Source organism: Nocardia sp. NPDC051052, assembly GCF_044456045.1.
Lineage (GTDB): Bacteria > Actinomycetota > Actinomycetes > Mycobacteriales > Mycobacteriaceae > Nocardia.
This window is the reverse complement of sequence record NZ_JBITFL010000014.1, coordinates 1-15,949: the sequence shown is the minus strand read 5'-3', so window position 1 is coordinate 15,949 and position 15,949 is coordinate 1. Positions and strand designations below refer to the sequence as shown.

The window sequence follows — 15,949 nt, the reverse complement described above, 5'->3', positions numbered from 1 at the left end:
CTCGACGATTGCGACCCGTCCCCGGTTGTGGCGTGGGTCGTTCTGATGAGTCTTGCTGGCCGGGATTGCACAAACAATCTGCCGGAAGCCCAGAAATCGAGGCATGAAAATGGGCGCAGCGCCCAATGGGAGGCGGCCCGGATCGCTCAGTCCGACGCGGGCACGCCGAGCTCCAGCGCGGCCAGCGCCAAGGAAAGCTCCAGGTGGGAGCGTTGCCCCTCCAACGGGCGGCCGAGCAATGTCGAGATCCGCTGCAGTCGATTGATCACCGTGTTGCGGTGACAGTGCAGCCGCGGCGCGGCATTGGCGGCCGAACAGTTTTCGGCCAGCCAGGTGGCCAGCGTGCGCAGCAGGACGTCCCGCTCCTTGCCGGGCAACGCCAGCACCGGACCGAGCGTGCGAGCCACCATCAACTCGGTCAGATCAGGCGAACGCAACAGCAGCGCCTCCGGGTAGCGCTCCTCCAGCAGCACCAAACCCTGTGTCGCCGTCGGTAATGTCTCCAGCGCGAGCATGGCCAGCGCGTGCGCGGTGTCGATCTGGGCCAGTCCCGGCACCGAAGGCGATGCCGCCGCCTGACCCAGGACACGAGACCGAATCTGGTGCAGCACAGCGGAACTGTCCCGCGTTTCCAGCGAGACCAGCCCGACGGTGGAGTCCACTCGGTCGTGCCAGACCGAGCGAATCCCCAAGGCCGCCAACGCTGTTTCGGTGCCTAGGCGGATAACCGGGCGGGGGCCGCGCACCGCGACCACCAGGTAGGCGCTGTGCGCGGGCAGATTCAGCTCGCGCGCCGCCCGCGCCGCGAAGGTCGCGTCGTGCGCGCGCCCGGCCAGCAGATCCTCGATCAGCCCGTGCCTGCGGCGCTCATCGCGGCGCACCTGCTCCAGTTCGGTGTTGCGATAGGAGGTGACCAGGGCCGAGGACATGCCGTCGATGACCGACCAGGTGGCCACGCCGATCTCCCGGAACTCGCCGGGCGCGAGATCGTCGGCCCGATCGAGCAGCGCCTCCCACACGATCTGACCGCCGAGCCGGAAGGTCCGCAGCATCACTTCCAGCGGCACTCCCTGCGCCGCTCGGTTACGACCGATGGCCGCGGCGACGTCATCGCGATCCGGCACGCTGACGTCCCCGGCCAGCAGATCCAGCACCCGGGTCAGGTAGCTGCGGCACCCGTTGCGCAGGTCTTCCCGGCTGACCGGCGAGTAGTCCGTCCACTCCGGGATGTCGGTGAAGATCGCCGACATCAGCCGCCGGGTCAGCACCGGGATCTCGGCCCGGCACGCCGCCGCCAGCCGCCGAATTCCGGCAGTGGGACCGGTGTGCTCAGGTGCCGCCATAGCGGAAACGGTACATAACGGCCTATAGCGGCTCGGAGAGGACGAGTCCGGTCCAGGCGGCCGCGCGATGGGCCGAGACGTTCATGACCTGTCCGGTGGCGAGGGCCATGACGTAGACGGTGCCTTCGGGGACCCCGCCGTTGTAGGTGGCGAACCACGCGATCGGCCCGAATTGTGGCGACTCACAAAGAGGTATGTCGTCGAGCGCGCCGGACGGGAAACTCAGCTCGGTGAGATTGCTGGAGGTCAGGTGCGCGAGGGTACCGCCTGCGGCCTCAGCGCTGGCGGCGGCTTCGTCTTGGGATACGCAGTCGGTGACCACGTAGAAGTGGCCGTTCGCGCAAGGGATGGTGGTGGTCATGCGGGTCGCTCCGATCGATGGGCTATCGGCAGGGCGGTTCGAAGCCGTCGATGCCGAGTTTCTGGCCGATTGCCGCGATCGCGTCCACGAGGGACAGGCCACCGCATTGCGGCAAGCCGGCGCCGCGGGCACCGCGCAGCTGGATCCACTGCGCGCGAACACGGGCCTCGGTGTCGCGTGGCAACGGCACCTGGGTCGGACCCGGCGGGACCGAGAACCCCGGAATGCCGAGCTTGTGGCCGACCGAAGCGACGCCGTCGACGAGGGTGTGACCGGCCAATTGCGGCCAGCCGTTGCCGCCGAGGCCCATGAAGTCGATCCACATGTCGGCGACCGGATCGGGCGCGACGCTCCCGACACCGCAGGCATCGGCGAACTCCTCGGGCGAGTACCCGTCGGCCGAGTTCATGTCGCAGTTGCCGAAGGGTGGCGCGCCTTCGGGCAGGCCGCCGCCGTAACCGCGTCCGTCGGTGTACTGATGGGCGATCTGGCCGGGCAGGTTGGGATTGCTGCCGTAGCCTGCCCCGATCACCCGCAGCCCGTCCGGACGGACCGGCCACATGCTGTTGAAGTCGGACCGGTTCGCGTAGCCGATCACCCGCTCGGTCGAGCCGAGCCAGTCGACCAGCCGCCAGTAGGCGCGGTTGATCCCGTCGGACTGGTCTCCGCCGGGATTGCCGCCGGATTCCACGTCGACCATGGAGATCATCTTCGGGTGCGGGCCGCCGGCTTGGCCGACCATGGCGCGATGGGTGTCGACGGTGTCGAGCCAGTTCGGCCGCCAATAGAGGTAGACGATGAAGCACGAGATCCGCCCGGCGTCGGCGGCATCGGCGGCCCACGCGTAGTTCTCGTAGAAGTTGTGGTCCTGGTAAGTGCCGTCGTTCGATCGGAGCGAGAAAATCTGGTACGGGTAGGAGTCGTCCACCGGCACCTGGTATTCGGATACATCCGCGAACAGTGAATCGACCATTGCTGCCTCCGCTGAAGCTCTACCGACTCCTGGGATGGTGCCGGATTCCGCATGGCGCACACCGTTTTTCAGGCTTCCGCCATTGTGACGAGCGAATAATGCGCCGCGGGTGCTTTCGTCGCAATGTGCGGCCTGATCCGCTATCACGTTCTGTTGATGATTCAAGCACGAACCGGCATGTCATAGTCGATCATCGGCGGCTCCCTCGGGAATGGTGACGGGATCGGTGCAGCTACTGGGTGGATCGACGTAGGAGCACGCCAGCGGAGGCCGGGTGGGGCGGTAAGTGGCGGGGACCCCGCCTGCCGCCACGATGGCGCGGTAGGCGTCGACAGCGGCGGTGGGCGTGCGAGCGAGGGTGGGGTCGGTGCGGACATCGACGGTATAGAGCCCGAAACGCGGTGTGTAAGAACCCCACTCATAGTTGTCGGTGAGGCTCCAGTAGCCGTAGCCGATGACGTTCATGCCGTCCATGCGGGCGCGTTGCAGCCAGTAGACGAGATCGCGCAGATAGTCGGCGCGGTCGTAGCCGTCGGGGCGCAGCAGGCCGTCCTCGGTGGCCATGCCGTTCTCCACCACATAGAGCGCCTTGTCGGGGAACAGGCGGGCGTAGTGACGCAGGGCGTAGTAGACGCCCTCGGATTGCAACGGAAGTTCCCACATTTGTTGCGGACCGGGGTCGGGCTCGCCGGGATCGTTTGCGCCGAAGTAATAGTCGACGCCGAGGTAGTCGAGTTTGGCCGAGATGCGGTCGACCATCGGCTGATTGACTTCCGTCTCGTGACCGGAGACGTAGCCGATATTGCTGGTGACCATCGCATCGGGCTGCACCTGATGGATGTAGTCATAGCTCGCGTTGTGTACGGCCGCGATCCGTTCCTCGATGGTCGTGGCATCGACGCCGGTGAACCGTTCTTCGTACACGATGTAGGCGACCGGCTCATTGACGGTGACCCACAACGGATTTCGCGCTGTATACCGATCGACCACCGTGCGCATATTGGCCAGCCAGTCCTCGACCATGCCGGGGTCGTTCCAGCCACCCTGCTCGGCCTTCCATCCCGGGTAAACCCAATGGTCCAGGGTGATCATCGGCCGCATCCCCGCCGCCACGATCGCGTCGATCACCGCATCGTAGAAGCAAAAGGCGGCTTCGTCCCATTCCCCCGCCCTCGGCTGCACCCGCGCCCACTCCACGCTGATCCGGAACATCTTCAGCCCCAACGCCCCCGCCAGCGGAATATCGGAGGTGTATCGGTGGTAGAAATCGACCGAAACCCCGTACGCCTCGAAGTTCGACTGGTCGATGTAGCGCAGCCAGTTGCTATCCGGCGCGTGCCCTTCGGACTGAAATCCCGACGTAGCCACACCCCAAAGAAAGTCGGGGCCCAATGGTTCCACCGTAGCGGGCGGGGCGGGGGCAGGCGTGCTGGAAATTCCGGGTGATACACCCTCTCTCGTCACACTATTGGTGTACCACCCGGCACGCGGCCAAAACTGGTTTCGGCCCGAGTCTCCTCATCAGGCGAGGTGCCGCCGGATGGTTACGGTCGGCGGACGCGCAGCACGCAGGTGCGCATTGGGAGGGTGAATTCGCCGCTGGCGGTTTCCGGGCGATCAGCGAGGTAGGCGCGGATTCGGCGCTGTGCGGCCTGTTGTTCCTGTTCTGGCATGACCAGCATTCCCGCTCGCGTCGCGAGGGTCGCGACGAGCGAGTCGGCGGTGCGGCGTTGCCCGTGCGGGAATTCGTCCTGTTCCGGTGCGCGGAATCGGGCGGGCGCACCGGATTTCGGACGATGCATGTCGGCCGTCTCGGCGCGCCAACTGACGGGAGTGTCGCGGGGGCCGATAGCCGCGCTGCCGCTGACGCTCGCGAGCCCGGCAACCCAGTCGACCTGGTCGTCCATGACGTTCCACAGACCGGCGAGCACGCCCGCGGGTGCGAGGACTCTGGCTATCTCGGGTCCCGCGATGTCCATGTCGAACCAGTGCATCGCGTTTCCTGCCAGCACGGCATCGACGGACGCGTCGGCCAGCGGGACCGCCTCGGCGCTACCCGGTAGAGCACGGACCTCCGGCAGTGCCCGCCGCAGTTCGGTGAGCATCGCCGGATCGGGCTCGACCGCAACGACTTCGGCACCCAGTGCGAGCAGCGTGGCGGTCAGCTTGCCCGTTCCGGCGCCGAGGTCGAGCACGCGCGGGCCGGGCGCGTGTTCGAGCGCCCACCGCACCGCGGCCTGTGCGTAGTCCGGGCGGTGTTCGGCGTATGCGGCCGCCGCGGTACCGAACGACGAACTGAGCAGGTGCCGGTCATCCTGGTGCACGCCTCCACCCTACTGACCTGTCGAGGTACGGTCACCGATCGAGGTGGTTACCAGCCCCGATCGCACGGTCACGCGGAACTTGTTCTGCGCGCCCGATTTTCGTGTGCCAGACGGCGCAGCAGCGGTAGCACGGGGCCGAAGAGCGCGCTGAACACCGCCACTCGTTCGGCGACGGTCACGCTGTCACCGGGACTATCCAGGTGGGCGTCGTCGAGTTCGGCGACCGACTCAGCGAGCCGGGCATATGGCAGCAATTCCTCGACCTGGAAATCCATGTCGAGGCGACGCAGCACTCGCATCCGCTCGTCCAGCGCCTGGCGGTGCGGCGACATTTCCGAGATGTCCCATCCCATGCGCTCGATCACCTCGGCCGCCCACACGCTGTCGTCATCGTCGGTGCGGGAGTAGGAATCGGTCTGGGGAAGATCGGTCGGCAACGCGTAATCCACCACGCCGCGCACCTGCGCCGGGTTGCGCGGTTCCGCCAGTGCCGCAAGGACATCGCGCACGGCGGAAACCGACAGTCCGCCGAAACGAATCAGCGCCCGGATCAGCTTGAGCCTGCGCAGGTGGTCCTCGTCGTACTCCGCGGTCGTCGCCCCCAAGGCGCGTCCCGGGGGCAGCAGGCCCTCCCGTCGATAGAACTTGATGCTCGCGATCGGGACATCCGACCGTGCACTGAGTTCCGACAGCTTCACCCGCGCCCTCACCTCCACCGACTGCGTGCCGAATCACAGGGGCCCATGTGGACACCAGTTGGATACTGCCACTATCCTACATTGGATAGTCTCAGTATCCCACATCATCAGGAGTGCAGCGATGTCAGCAATGCCACCAGGGGGCGCGAAGCGCGTCACCGCAGGTCAGATCCTGCGTTCCCGCAAGATGTGGATACCGGCGGGCGTCATACTCGCCCTGTTCTCCTTCCTCATGTCGCTCGCCTACATGGGCGCGATCGTCAACCCGCGCGAGGCCATGCACGACATGCCCATCGGGCTGGTCGACATGGATAAAGGCGCGCCGACCGCGAACCTGGGTCAGCAGATCACCGCGGGCGTGCTCGCCGGTTCCACCGATGGCAAGGTGTCCTGGCAGCAGCTCACCGAGGAGCAAGCCCGCGACCGGATGGCCACCGGAAAGCTGTACGCGGCGTTGGTAATTCCCGAGAACTTCACGACTTCGGTGCTGGCCCTCGGCAATCCGGCGGCCCAGGGCGGGCAGCGTCCCGCCATGACCGTGCTGACCAACCCGGCCGCGGGAAGCCTGGCCTCGTCGATGTCGGCCGGCATTGCCCAACAGGCCGCGCACGCAGCCTCCGCCCAATTGGGCGATCAGCTGACGAAACAAGCTGCCCAGCAACAGATACCGTCGAACACCGCCCAGCAACTGCTCCTCGCCGACCCTGTCTCGGTTCGGACCGATACCGGATTCGCGCTCGGTGCGAACAGCGGTATGGGCATGACCGCCTTCTTCTACGTACTGCTGCTCATCATGTGCGGATTCATCGGCGCCAATGTCATACACGGCCTGGTCGAGTCCGGATTAGGCTTCGCACCAAGCGATTTCGGCCCCTTTCACAGCCACCGTCCCAAAGCGCCCATCGACCGTCGCCACACCTTGTTCACCGGTTGGGGTTTGATCGCCGGGCTCGCGATACCGATGGCTTCCCTGGTGATGCTCGCGTGCGTGACAGTCCTCGGCATGGACGCCGGTCACCTGCCGATGCTGTGGATCTTCTCCTACTGCGCCATCGTCGCCGTCGGCCTGAGCTGCCTCTCGATCCTGGCCACCTTCGGCACCCCGGGCATGTTCGTGTCGACCTTCGTCTTCATCGCTTTGGCCGTCCCCTCCTCCGGCGGCACCATCCCCCTGGAAACGGTGCCCACCTTTTATCACCGCATCAGCGCTTTCGAGCCGATGCGTCAGCTGGTCGACGGCATTCGCTCCATCCTCTACTTCGACGCCCGCGGCGACGCCGGACTCTATCGAGCGTGGATCATGCTCGGCGTCGGCTTCACCATGGCCATCGCCCTCGGCTACATAGCGACCACCGTCTACGACCGCAAGGGTCTGCACCGTCATCCGACAGCGAGCCCGGCGTAGTCCCTACCAAGCGCCGATGAAGAATTCGAGCACGGACAACGCGGTCGCGCCGAGGAGGGCGACGACCGCCGCCGCGCCGAGGGTGCGGCGCAGGGCGCGACGGGTGTCGCGCCCTGCGCCCCGAGCGGCGACGAAACCGCTTGCGGCGCCGAGGATCCCGACCACCAGGACGCCCCCGAACAACAGATAGAACAGGCTGGCCAGTGCGGCGGCGCCCGCACCACCGAGCCCGCGGGCGTACTCCCCCATCGGGACCGGGAACCGGTAGACGATCGCGACGATGGCCGCCGCCGGTGGTGCGAGCACGACCGCGGCGACAGCTCCCAGGCACGCGGCCTGCAACGGACCCGCGTTGTCGGTGGACGAAGTATCAGCCATACCGCGAGCTTAGGAGCCTGCCCGTGCCTCGACATCGAAGAACAGGCATGCCGATGGACCACAATATTTGACCGATAGACGGCAATTCACCGCATGGCTCTCTGCTTCCCGGACACGTGTACTGGACAGTGAACGATCGCGCGCCAGCCCGGCGACCAGGCACAACCCAGATCGGGAGCATCGGAGAATTGACTATCGACGGCCGATCAGGTCAGCAGCACATCCAGGACAGATGGGTGACCGAGGTCCTGGCGAGTTACGAGCACGACCACGCGCCCGCCCACGAATACCTTCGGGACGACGGTGAATGGGTCGCGGTCAGTCGACACGACCTACTGCGGCAAGTTCGATCAGCCGCACGGGGTTGGCGTACGGCCGGAATGCGGCCCGGTGACCGGGTCGGCCTCGAGGCGACCGATTCGCACGTTTTCATCCCGGCTTTCCTCGGCGCGCTGTGGACCGGCGTGGTCCCGGTTCCGTTGCCTCCCGCGCCTGCCGAAGGGCGGCGCGGCCCGTGGAACGACCACGTGGCGGCAATGGCGGGTATCGCGCGGCCCCGAGTGATCGCGTTGCACCGCGACACCGAACCGCCCTCGGGCAGTGGGCGATTGGTCATCCTTGACGACATACTCGCCGAACCGGCGGACGAGTCGGCGCCCTACCGCCCCAAGCTCGACGAGACGGCATATCTGCAGTTCGGCAGCGGAAGTACCGGAACACCGCGGGCCGTCCCGGCGCGCGTGGCCGCGGTACTCGCCAACGGCCTCGCCATCATGCGCGATGGCCTGCGCAGCGACCCCGCCACCGACCGGGGGCTGTCCTGGCTGCCACTGCAACACGACATGGGACTGGTCGGATTCGTGCTGTCCCCCTTGCTGGTCGGCGTCCCCGTCTCGTTTATTCCGACCCGCGCCTATGCCCGGGACCCGGGGCTGTGGTTGCGGTCCATGTCCGAACGGCACGCAACGATCAGCTTCGCGCCGAACTTCGCGTTCGCCCTCAGCGCCCGCCGGATGTCCGCCGACGAGGTCGCCGCGCTCGAGCTCGGCCACGTGCGTGTCCTCGGTTGCGGGGCCGAGCCTATCAATCACGGTGTGCTGCAACGGTTTGTGAGCACCTTCGCGGCTGCTGGCCTGAAACCCGAAGCGGTGTCGCCCTGCTATGGGCTCGCCGAGGCGACCCTCGCGGTCGCGATCTCACCCCCGGACCGCCGTTACCGCGTTGACCACGTCGACGCGGCCGCGTTATCCGCCGGAAAGGCTGTCCCCGTCGAAACCCAGCCGGCCGACACCCAGCCGGAAACCGCTGGCGCGGTGGATATCCTCATCGGTTGCGGACCAGCCCTGCCCGGCCACGACATCGTTATCCGCGATGCCATCGGCGTTGACCTCGGTGCGCGCGCCGTCGGTGAGGTCTGGGTCCATGGGCCTTCCGTCGCACTCACCTACGCGGGTGAACCGCCCGAGACACCCGCGACCTTTCGGTCGGACGGTTGGCTGCGCACCGGCGACCTCGGCTATCTGGCCGAGGACGAACTGTTCGTCACCGGGCGCGTCAAGGATCTGCTGATTCTCAACGGCCGCAACATCGATCCGCAGCGGGTGGAGTGGCTCGCCGAGGCCGTTCCCGGTGTGCGCGCGGGCGGCGTGGTCGCCTGCACCCGTGCCGGCCCGCAGTCCGAGGAATTGGTGGTTGTCGCGGAGTGCCGCACTCCGGACGCACCCGGCTTGGCGCCCGCGCTCCGGGACGCGGTTGCCGCACTGGGCATTTCGATACACGACGTGGTCACCGTGCACTCCGGCACCGTCCCGAGAACGACCTCGGGCAAGCCTCGGCGGCAGGAGACTCGCCGTCGCTACCTGGAAGGCGCGCTGCATGTCCAGCAAGGCTGAGATCGCCGTCAGTTACGACCTCGACCCGGAGTTCTTCCGGCTGTGGCTCGACAGCCGAATGAACTACACCTGCGGCGTTTTCGACGACACCGACGACCTCGACACCGCTCAGCTCGTCAAGCTCGCCATCCTGCACGACTTCGCCCACATCACCCCCGAGAGCCGGGTCCTCGACATCGGTTGCGGCTGGGGCAACAACCTCGCGTACCTCACCCAGGAGCGCAATGTCGCTCAGGCGCACGGCATTACCCTCTCCGAGGCCCAATACGCCGACATCCTGCGTCGCGACCTGCCGGGAGTCACGGTCTCCTGCCTCGACTTTCGTGACTTCGCGCCGGCCGAGACCTTCGACGCGGTGCAGTCCATCTGCATGATCGAACACGTCTGCACCCCCGAGCAGGCCCGCGCGGGCCATGCCGTCGCGCGCTATCGCGACTATTTCCACCGGGCGTGGCGGTGGACCAGTCCCGGCGCCCACTTCGCGCTGCAGACCGGGCTGCGCGACCGCCTGCCCCGCCGTCCCGAGGAGGCGCGCGAGCTCAGCTGGCTCAGCAAGACCATCTTTCCCGGTGGCATGACACCCCGCGCCGAGGACCTGATCATGGCCGTCGGCCCGTACTGGGAGGTGATGCAGCTGCGCACCAGGCGCCAGGACTACCAGCTGACCACCACGCACTGGCGAACTCGGCTGCGCGCCAACGAATCCGAAATCCGGGACCGCTGGGGCAGCGAACTCTTCGAGACCTACGACCGCTATCTGACCTGCTGCATCAATTCTTTCGCCCGCCGGCACATGACGCTGTCCCAGTGGTGCCTGCGCAGGGTCGACGATCCGGAGTGAATGCCGTGCCCCCACCGACCTATCGCAGAAAAGAGGAACCCCTGATGTCACAGGATGACCTGCTTGCCTTGCTCGGGCGCGGACTGCGCCACCTGACGTCCGCCGCACATCCCACGCTCACTCTCGAATCCGACCTGTACTCGGCGGGTGTCGACTCGCTGCGGCTGCTGGAGCTCGTCACCTGGACCGAGCAGGAGCTGGACATCCGGCTGCCCGACGAAAAGCTGTACGCCGTCACCGATGTCCGCGGGCTGTGCGACCTGATTTCCGCCGAACTCGCGAATCGCGCGCCATGAACCGGGATCTGCGCGAATCCTTCCACCGCGCCTACCTGACGTTCTTCGAGCAGGCCGAGCGGACCCGCCGGTGGAATCTGTTCACCGACATCGACTGGGATTCGCTCGACACCACCCAGGCCGATCCGCAACTCGCCACCAATGCCGAAACATTCTGCGGCGTAGAGATGTTCCTGCCCGACTACCTGACCGCGCACCTGGAACTCTTCGGCCGCAACTACGCCCAGGCATGGTTCGCGGCCACCTGGGGTTACGAGGAATCCAAACACTCCCTCGTGCTGCGCGAGTACCTGCACCGCAGCGGCCAGCGCACCGAAGCACAACTCCACGACTATGCCGATACCGTGCTGGCCAAACGCTGGGAGCGCCCATACGAGAGTCCGCGGGAGATGCTGATCTACGGCATGATCCAGGAACTCACCACCTTCGTGGTCTACCGGTCCCAGCGCACCATGGCGATGGACACCGGGCATCCCGTGCTCGGCGACATCTACCGGCTGATCGGCCGAGATGAGATGGCGCACACCAAGTTCTACCAGCACATGGTCGCCCTGCATCTCGACGAAGACCGGGAAGGCACGCTCGCCGATCTGGCTCATGTGCTGCGCACGTTCCGCATGCCCGCCGAACAGCTGCTGCCCGACGCCGAGTCGCGTAGCGTCCTCATGCGTTCGACCGGCATCAATGCCCAGGTCTATCTTCGGGACATCGTCGCGCCCACGCTCGCGGCGCTGCATCTGACCCGCCACGATCTGCCGGCGCCGCCCGTCCCCGCACCGGCTGAACTGGTCCGACCGCCGCTCGATCGGGAGTGACGGTGCCCGACTCATCGACCACCGGCTTTCTCAGCGAGCCCCTGTTCGATCCGCATGCCCGATACGAACTGCCTACCGACGAGCTGATGCTGTTGACCGTCGAACGTGCAAAGGCTCTGCACGCCAAGGGAATTGTCGGCAGTGAGGCCTGGTGTGGTGGGCGCCGGGACGCTCAATTTCCCGATCTGGTGCGCACCCTCGGCTGGGTCAGCGCCTTCGACATCGGTCTGGTTTCGACGATCGGCAACCAGCAGTTGGCGGGCAATGCGCTTCTCTCGCAGGGCAATCCGGCGCAGGTGGCGGCGTATCGCGACGAGGTCGACCGGATGGACCGGGTGTACGCGTTCGCGGCGACCGAGATCGGCCGAGGGACCAACCTGCTGTCCATCGGGACGGAGGTGCACTATCGGCACGAGGACCGCTCGCTGCGCATCACGACACCCACCGACGACGCCGCGAAATATTGGATCGGCAACAGTCTGTTCTCCGCGACGCACGCGATGATCCTCGCCCGCTTGATGATCGACGGTGCCGACGAGGGGCATCATTGGTTCCGAGTTCCGCTGCGGTCGGTCGAAGGAGCGCTGCCGTTGCCCGGCGTGCGCATTCGTCGCGCCGACCCGAAGGGCGGGATCGCGGGAAACCAGACCGGAATGATCCATTTCGACCAGTACCGAATGCCGCTGGATGCCCTGCTGAGCGGCTGGGCGCATATCGATGAATCCGGCGGTTACGTGAGCGAAATCCCCAGGCGCCAAAGGTATCTGCGTTGCCTGGGTACATTCTCCCAGGAACGCGTTTTTCCGGTGACCGGAGCGGCAGGCGTGTTGCGGCGCTGCGCGGCGATCACCCTCCGCTACAGCACGCATCGGGAGACATCCGGTAAGACGCTGCTGACCTTCCAGCACTACCGCGAACGCCTCATGCCCATCGTTGCCGAGGCACTAGCCCTCCATCACCTGACCGAACACCTCATCGAGGAATGGACAACCCGCTACCCGGCAGAGCCGGTCACCCTCTACGGACGGGCCCTCTCCGGACTGACCTCCGCCGCCAAGGCCCACGCCTCCTGGGCAGCCAACACCTCCCTCGTCACGCTGCGCGAGCTCTGCGGCGGCCACGGCTTCCACAGCCACAACGAGATCGTCACCGCGCGGGTCGACGGCGAGATCAACACCACCTTCGGCGGGGACAACAACGTGCTCTGCTACGAAAGCGTCCGCGCCGCAGCAAGATACGCGACACCCACCCTCTCCCCCGCACCCGTCCTCGCCGAAGCCGGCCTGAACTCATCCAGCCAGGCCATCGACCTCCTGGAAGCATTGGCAGAACGCCTTTTACAACGCTGGAGAGAAACGCAAAGCGGCGCACTGTGCCGCCCACACGTTCACGCAACCTGCGCCGCCCACCTACTGCGCCGATGGACAGCCAACTCCCAAGGCACCATAGACGACACCCTGCAACGCCTCTACGCCGTCACCACCCTCCTCAGCCTCACCGACCACCTGGTTGCGGAAGACCTACTCGACGGCGCGGCAATCCGCGCCCTGTTTGCCCAACGCCGCCACGCTCAGCGATCAATCCGCCTCGCGGCACCCCGAAGTCCTTGACCTCCTAGATGTTCCACCAGCTCTACTCGACGTGCCGCTCGCCCACCCCGACTACGTCCACCGCACCGTCGCATCCGCCCGCGACACCTATCGAACGCGACCTGTCTGATGGTCGAACCGAACACGGCGTACTGCGCAATTCTGTGTATTGAAGGGGTCTACGTCGTTGCCCTAGCGTCGCGGACGTGACTGAGATCGAACCATTCCCGGTGAGCATTCCCGAGCACGACCTGGACGACCTGCGGGCGCGTCTCGACCACGTCCGGCTGCCCGAAGCGGAGACGGTGCGGGACGGTACGCAGGGTGTCGGCGTGGACCGTCTGCGGAGTCTGCTGGACGCCTGGCGCGAACACGATTGGCGGTCCGTCGAACAGCGCTGGAACGCACTGCCGCACTTCCGCACCCGGCTGGATGGCCTGAACATCGCGTTCTGGCATGTGCGCTCCCCTGAGCCCGACGCCTTCCCGCTGGTGTTGACGCACGGCTGGCCCGGCTCGGTGCTGGAGTTCGAGAGCATGATCGGACCGCTGACCGACCCGGTCGCGCACGGCGGTTCCGCCGCGGACGCCTTCGACGTGGTCGTGCCTGCCCTGCCCGGTTTCGGGTTCAGCGAGCGACCGAGCGAACTCGGCTGGAATCCCGGCCGTACCGCACGCGCCTGGGCAGAGCTGATGACCAGGCTCGGGTACCAACGCTTCGGGGCGCACGGCGGCGACTGGGGCGCGTACGTCAGCACCGAGCTGGCTCGCCTGGCACCCGAGCGGGTGGCCGCCCTGCATCTGACCATGCCCATCGCGTCGCCCTTACCCGAGGACGTGGCGACCGCCGACGATGCGGAAAAGGCCATGATCGCCAAGCGCGACATGTTCATGAGGACCGGCCCCACCCATGTGGTGGTGCAGAGTGTGCTGCCGCAAACGCTGGGCTACTCCCTGCTCGACTCGCCCGCTGGGCTCGCCGCGTGGCTGAGCCAGGGGTTGGTCGGCTTCTCGGATACCCGGCCCGAGGCAGGTGGTGGCGTCAGCGTGCCGCAACAGATCGACGACATCGCCCTGTACTGGTTCACCGGCACCGGTGCCTCCGCCGCCCGCTGGTACTGGGAATCGGTGCGGTGGGTGCCACACACCGCCGCGGCACAGAACGCGCAGACGGTGACCGTGCCCACCGCCTGCACGCTGTTTCCGGCCGAACCGTTCCCCGTCGCCAAGCGTTGGGCGGAACGCCGCTACCGCAACCTGACCAGCTGGAACGAGAGGGAGTATGGCGGCCATTTCCCGGGTTGGGAACAACCGGGTGTGCTGGTCAGCGAGCTGCGCGACGCCTTCCGCCGGTCCCGCGATCGCTAGCCATCAGCGGCGCACTGGTCGCTGGCCGGCCAGCGTGACGGACGGACACCGGTCTCACGCAGGAAGACCGAAGACAGGTGTGCCGTGCTGTAGAACCCACACCGTTGCGCCGCCTGGGTGACCGTGACCCCGCGTTCCAGCAGTCGTTTCACCTCGGCGAGGCGCAGCAGGGTGAGGTAGCGGTGCGGCGTGTAGCCGGTGTCCCGCTTGAACATTCGCAGGAAGTGGTACGGACTGAACCGCGCCACACCGGCCAGCTCCGCGACGGTCACCGGCCCTGCCAGCCGGTCCCGCATGTACACCACTGCCTGCAGCACCGGGCTGCTTGCTTCGCACGGGAGGAGTTCATCGAGCGGCACTACACGGTCCTTTACCACGACGGCTGCGACGCTCCTGATCATCGATCGACCGATCGTCGCTCGACAGACCATCCACTGCCCATCCACTGCCCGGTTTACCGAGCAGCGCGGGTGATCTCGTTGGACTAACGTTGATCTGGTGACGGTGCTCGGCGAACGGCTTCGAGAGCTGCGCAGACGTTCGTTCGTCGGCCGCGACAGCGAGGTGTCGGTGTTCCGGTCCGCGCTGGCCGAACCGGGCCTGATCTTCGTGCACGGCGTGGGCGGTGTCGGCAAAAGCGCACTGCTCGACGTGTTCGCGGATGTCGCGGCAGGCGCCGGACGCTGCGTCGTCCGGATCGACGCACGGCATCTGCGGCTCGCGCCCGACACGATGCCCGCCATCACCGGCGACCGGCCGATTCTGCTGATCGACACTTATGAATTGCTGGCGGACAGCGACGACTGGGTGCGCGAGGAATACCTGCCTTCGCTACCCGGCGACGTGCTCGTGGTGGTCGCCGGGCGGCAGCCACCCGGGCCGCGATGGCGGACCGACCCGGCATGGCGGTCACTGATGCGTGTTGTCGCGCTCGATAACCTGCCGCCTGACGACGGGCGACGGTATTTGGCGGCCCAACAGGTCCAGCCTGAATGGCACGATCGGCTGCTGACCATCAGCCACGGCCATCCATTGACCCTGTCGATGGTGGTCGACGCGGTCCGCCGGGGCGCGGAGCCGCGCACGCTCGCCGATCTTCCCGATGTGGTGCGCGCGCTGCTGACGCAAACGATCGATGCGGCGCCGAGCCCGCGACACCGCGCGGTACTGGAGATCTGCGCACACGCGCCCGTCACCACCGAAGAACTGTTGTTCGAGGTGATCGGGGCGGAGGCCGGCGAGTTGTTCGCCTGGCTGCGCACGCTGCCTTTCGTGGACGAGGGGCCGCGCGGGCTGTATCCGCACGACGTCGCGCGCGACGCCCTCGACGCCGATTTACGCTGGCGCGCACCCGGCCGATACACCGAGTTGCAGGGCAGGATCTCGGCCGCGATGCGCGCCAGAATCCGCGCGTCGGTGGACGAGCGGGAACAGATCCAGCTGATCGTCGACTCGATCGTGCTGGCCGGAACTCGCTCGAAGATCGAAACGTGCACCACACCGCCGCCGACGCTGCAGGCCTACGCCGACCGGCTGCGGGACGGCGATCGGGAGCCGATCATCGCGATGACCGCGGCATAGAAAGACGTTCTGCGTCTCGGTCTGGACGAGCGAACGTCCTCCTGATGCGCTAGTCGGGCTTGTTGTCCCATCGCGGCAGGAGGACG

General features: G+C 66.7%; 16 protein-coding genes. 8 read left to right on the top strand and 8 right to left on the bottom strand.

All coding sequences use genetic code 11. From position 1 onward, the window contains the following. Window positions 1–146: 146 nt before the first annotated feature. The 6 genes from ACIBCN_RS36085 to ACIBCN_RS36060 all read right to left on the bottom strand — a co-directional run bounded on the left by ACIBCN_RS36085 (window position 147) and on the right by ACIBCN_RS36060 (window position 5,699). Window positions 147–1,343, bottom strand: coding sequence for a PucR family transcriptional regulator (locus ACIBCN_RS36085; RefSeq protein ID WP_396996385.1), 1,197 nt, complete (start codon window positions 1,341–1,343; stop codon window positions 147–149). A 22-nt stretch (window positions 1,344–1,365) separates the two neighbouring features. Then, window positions 1,366–1,704: a hypothetical protein gene (locus tag ACIBCN_RS36080; protein ID WP_396996383.1), complete on the bottom strand. Its 339-nt coding sequence runs from the start codon at window positions 1,702–1,704 to the stop codon at window positions 1,366–1,368. Between the two features lie 22 nt (window positions 1,705–1,726). Continuing rightward, a complete protein-coding gene (locus ACIBCN_RS36075) occupies window positions 1,727–2,677 on the bottom strand; it encodes a hypothetical protein (protein ID WP_396996381.1) in 951 nt (316 codons plus the stop codon). A 180-nt stretch (window positions 2,678–2,857) separates the two neighbouring features. Beyond that, entirely contained in the window at window positions 2,858–4,078 is a 1,221-nt protein-coding gene (locus tag ACIBCN_RS36070) for a family 1 glycosylhydrolase (RefSeq protein ID WP_396996608.1), read from the bottom strand. Window positions 4,079–4,221: 143 nt separating this feature from the next. Then, on the bottom strand, window positions 4,222–5,001 hold the full coding sequence (locus ACIBCN_RS36065; protein ID WP_396996380.1) for a class I SAM-dependent methyltransferase: 780 nt from the start codon (window positions 4,999–5,001) through the stop codon (window positions 4,222–4,224). A 68-nt stretch (window positions 5,002–5,069) separates the two neighbouring features. Then, entirely contained in the window at window positions 5,070–5,699 is a 630-nt protein-coding gene (locus tag ACIBCN_RS36060; RefSeq protein WP_396996378.1) for a MerR family transcriptional regulator, read from the bottom strand. A gap of 121 nt (window positions 5,700–5,820) precedes the next feature. Between ACIBCN_RS36060 and ACIBCN_RS36055 the strand changes: the two genes are divergently transcribed. Next, window positions 5,821–7,104, top strand: a complete 1,284-nt coding sequence (locus ACIBCN_RS36055; protein WP_396996377.1) for a YhgE/Pip domain-containing protein — start codon at window positions 5,821–5,823, stop codon at window positions 7,102–7,104. 3 nt (window positions 7,105–7,107) lie between these two features. Here ACIBCN_RS36055 and ACIBCN_RS36050 read toward each other — a convergent pair whose 3' ends face one another. Further along, window positions 7,108–7,482, bottom strand: a complete 375-nt coding sequence (locus ACIBCN_RS36050; RefSeq protein ID WP_396996375.1) for a hypothetical protein — start codon at window positions 7,480–7,482, stop codon at window positions 7,108–7,110. 236 nt (window positions 7,483–7,718) lie between these two features. Between ACIBCN_RS36050 and ACIBCN_RS36045 the strand changes: the two genes are divergently transcribed. The 6 genes from ACIBCN_RS36045 to ACIBCN_RS36020 all read left to right on the top strand — a co-directional run bounded on the left by ACIBCN_RS36045 (window position 7,719) and on the right by ACIBCN_RS36020 (window position 14,282). Further along, window positions 7,719–9,374 carry an AMP-binding protein gene (locus ACIBCN_RS36045; protein ID WP_396996374.1) on the top strand — a complete coding sequence of 552 codons (1,656 nt, stop codon included), beginning with the start codon at window positions 7,719–7,721 and terminating at the stop codon, window positions 9,372–9,374. Continuing rightward, window positions 9,358–10,215 (top strand): class I SAM-dependent methyltransferase, encoded by an 858-nt coding sequence (locus ACIBCN_RS36040; protein ID WP_396996373.1) that lies wholly within the window; start codon window positions 9,358–9,360, stop codon window positions 10,213–10,215. The genes ACIBCN_RS36045 and ACIBCN_RS36040 overlap by 17 nt, the downstream gene beginning before the upstream one ends. A 44-nt stretch (window positions 10,216–10,259) precedes the next feature. Next, a complete protein-coding gene (locus ACIBCN_RS36035; RefSeq protein ID WP_396996372.1) occupies window positions 10,260–10,511 on the top strand; it encodes an acyl carrier protein in 252 nt (83 codons plus the stop codon). Beyond that, window positions 10,508–11,326, top strand: coding sequence for an acyl-ACP desaturase (locus tag ACIBCN_RS36030; RefSeq protein WP_396996370.1), 819 nt, complete (start codon window positions 10,508–10,510; stop codon window positions 11,324–11,326). The genes ACIBCN_RS36035 and ACIBCN_RS36030 overlap by 4 nt, the downstream gene beginning before the upstream one ends. Before the next feature lie 2 nt (window positions 11,327–11,328). Beyond that, a complete protein-coding gene (locus ACIBCN_RS36025) occupies window positions 11,329–12,936 on the top strand; it encodes an acyl-CoA dehydrogenase family protein (protein WP_396996368.1) in 1,608 nt (535 codons plus the stop codon). Between the two features lie 185 nt (window positions 12,937–13,121). Further along, entirely contained in the window at window positions 13,122–14,282 is a 1,161-nt protein-coding gene (locus ACIBCN_RS36020) for an epoxide hydrolase family protein (protein ID WP_396996366.1), read from the top strand. On the opposite strand, the gene ACIBCN_RS36015 is transcribed toward ACIBCN_RS36020, so the two are convergent. Beyond that, window positions 14,279–14,641, bottom strand: coding sequence for a helix-turn-helix domain-containing protein (locus ACIBCN_RS36015; RefSeq protein WP_396996365.1), 363 nt, complete (start codon window positions 14,639–14,641; stop codon window positions 14,279–14,281). The two genes, ACIBCN_RS36020 and ACIBCN_RS36015, sit on opposite strands and share 4 nt — an antisense overlap. Before the next feature lie 139 nt (window positions 14,642–14,780). Here ACIBCN_RS36015 and ACIBCN_RS36010 point away from each other — a divergent pair, with 139 nt between their 5' ends. Continuing rightward, entirely contained in the window at window positions 14,781–15,863 is a 1,083-nt protein-coding gene (locus ACIBCN_RS36010) for an ATP-binding protein (protein WP_396996364.1), read from the top strand. Window positions 15,864–15,949 lie beyond the last annotated feature (86 nt).

Excerpts from the sequence above, each read along its gene's own strand:
- ACIBCN_RS36085 (WP_396996385.1), bottom strand. The coding sequence starts at position 1,343 with ATGGCGGCACCTGAGCACACCGGTCCCACTGCCGGAATTCGGCGGCTG.
- ACIBCN_RS36075 (WP_396996381.1), bottom strand. The coding sequence starts at position 2,677 with ATGGTCGATTCACTGTTCGCGGATGTATCCGAATACCAGGTGCCGGTG.
- ACIBCN_RS36080 (WP_396996383.1), bottom strand. The coding sequence starts at position 1,704 with ATGACCACCACCATCCCTTGCGCGAACGGCCACTTCTACGTGGTCACC.
- ACIBCN_RS36030 (WP_396996370.1), top strand. The coding sequence starts at position 10,508 with ATGAACCGGGATCTGCGCGAATCCTTCCACCGCGCCTACCTGACGTTC.
- ACIBCN_RS36050 (WP_396996375.1), bottom strand. The coding sequence starts at position 7,482 with ATGGCTGATACTTCGTCCACCGACAACGCGGGTCCGTTGCAGGCCGCG.
- ACIBCN_RS36035 (WP_396996372.1), top strand. The coding sequence starts at position 10,260 with ATGTCACAGGATGACCTGCTTGCCTTGCTCGGGCGCGGACTGCGCCAC.
- ACIBCN_RS36040 (WP_396996373.1), top strand. The coding sequence starts at position 9,358 with ATGTCCAGCAAGGCTGAGATCGCCGTCAGTTACGACCTCGACCCGGAG.
- ACIBCN_RS36055 (WP_396996377.1), top strand. The coding sequence starts at position 5,821 with ATGTCAGCAATGCCACCAGGGGGCGCGAAGCGCGTCACCGCAGGTCAG.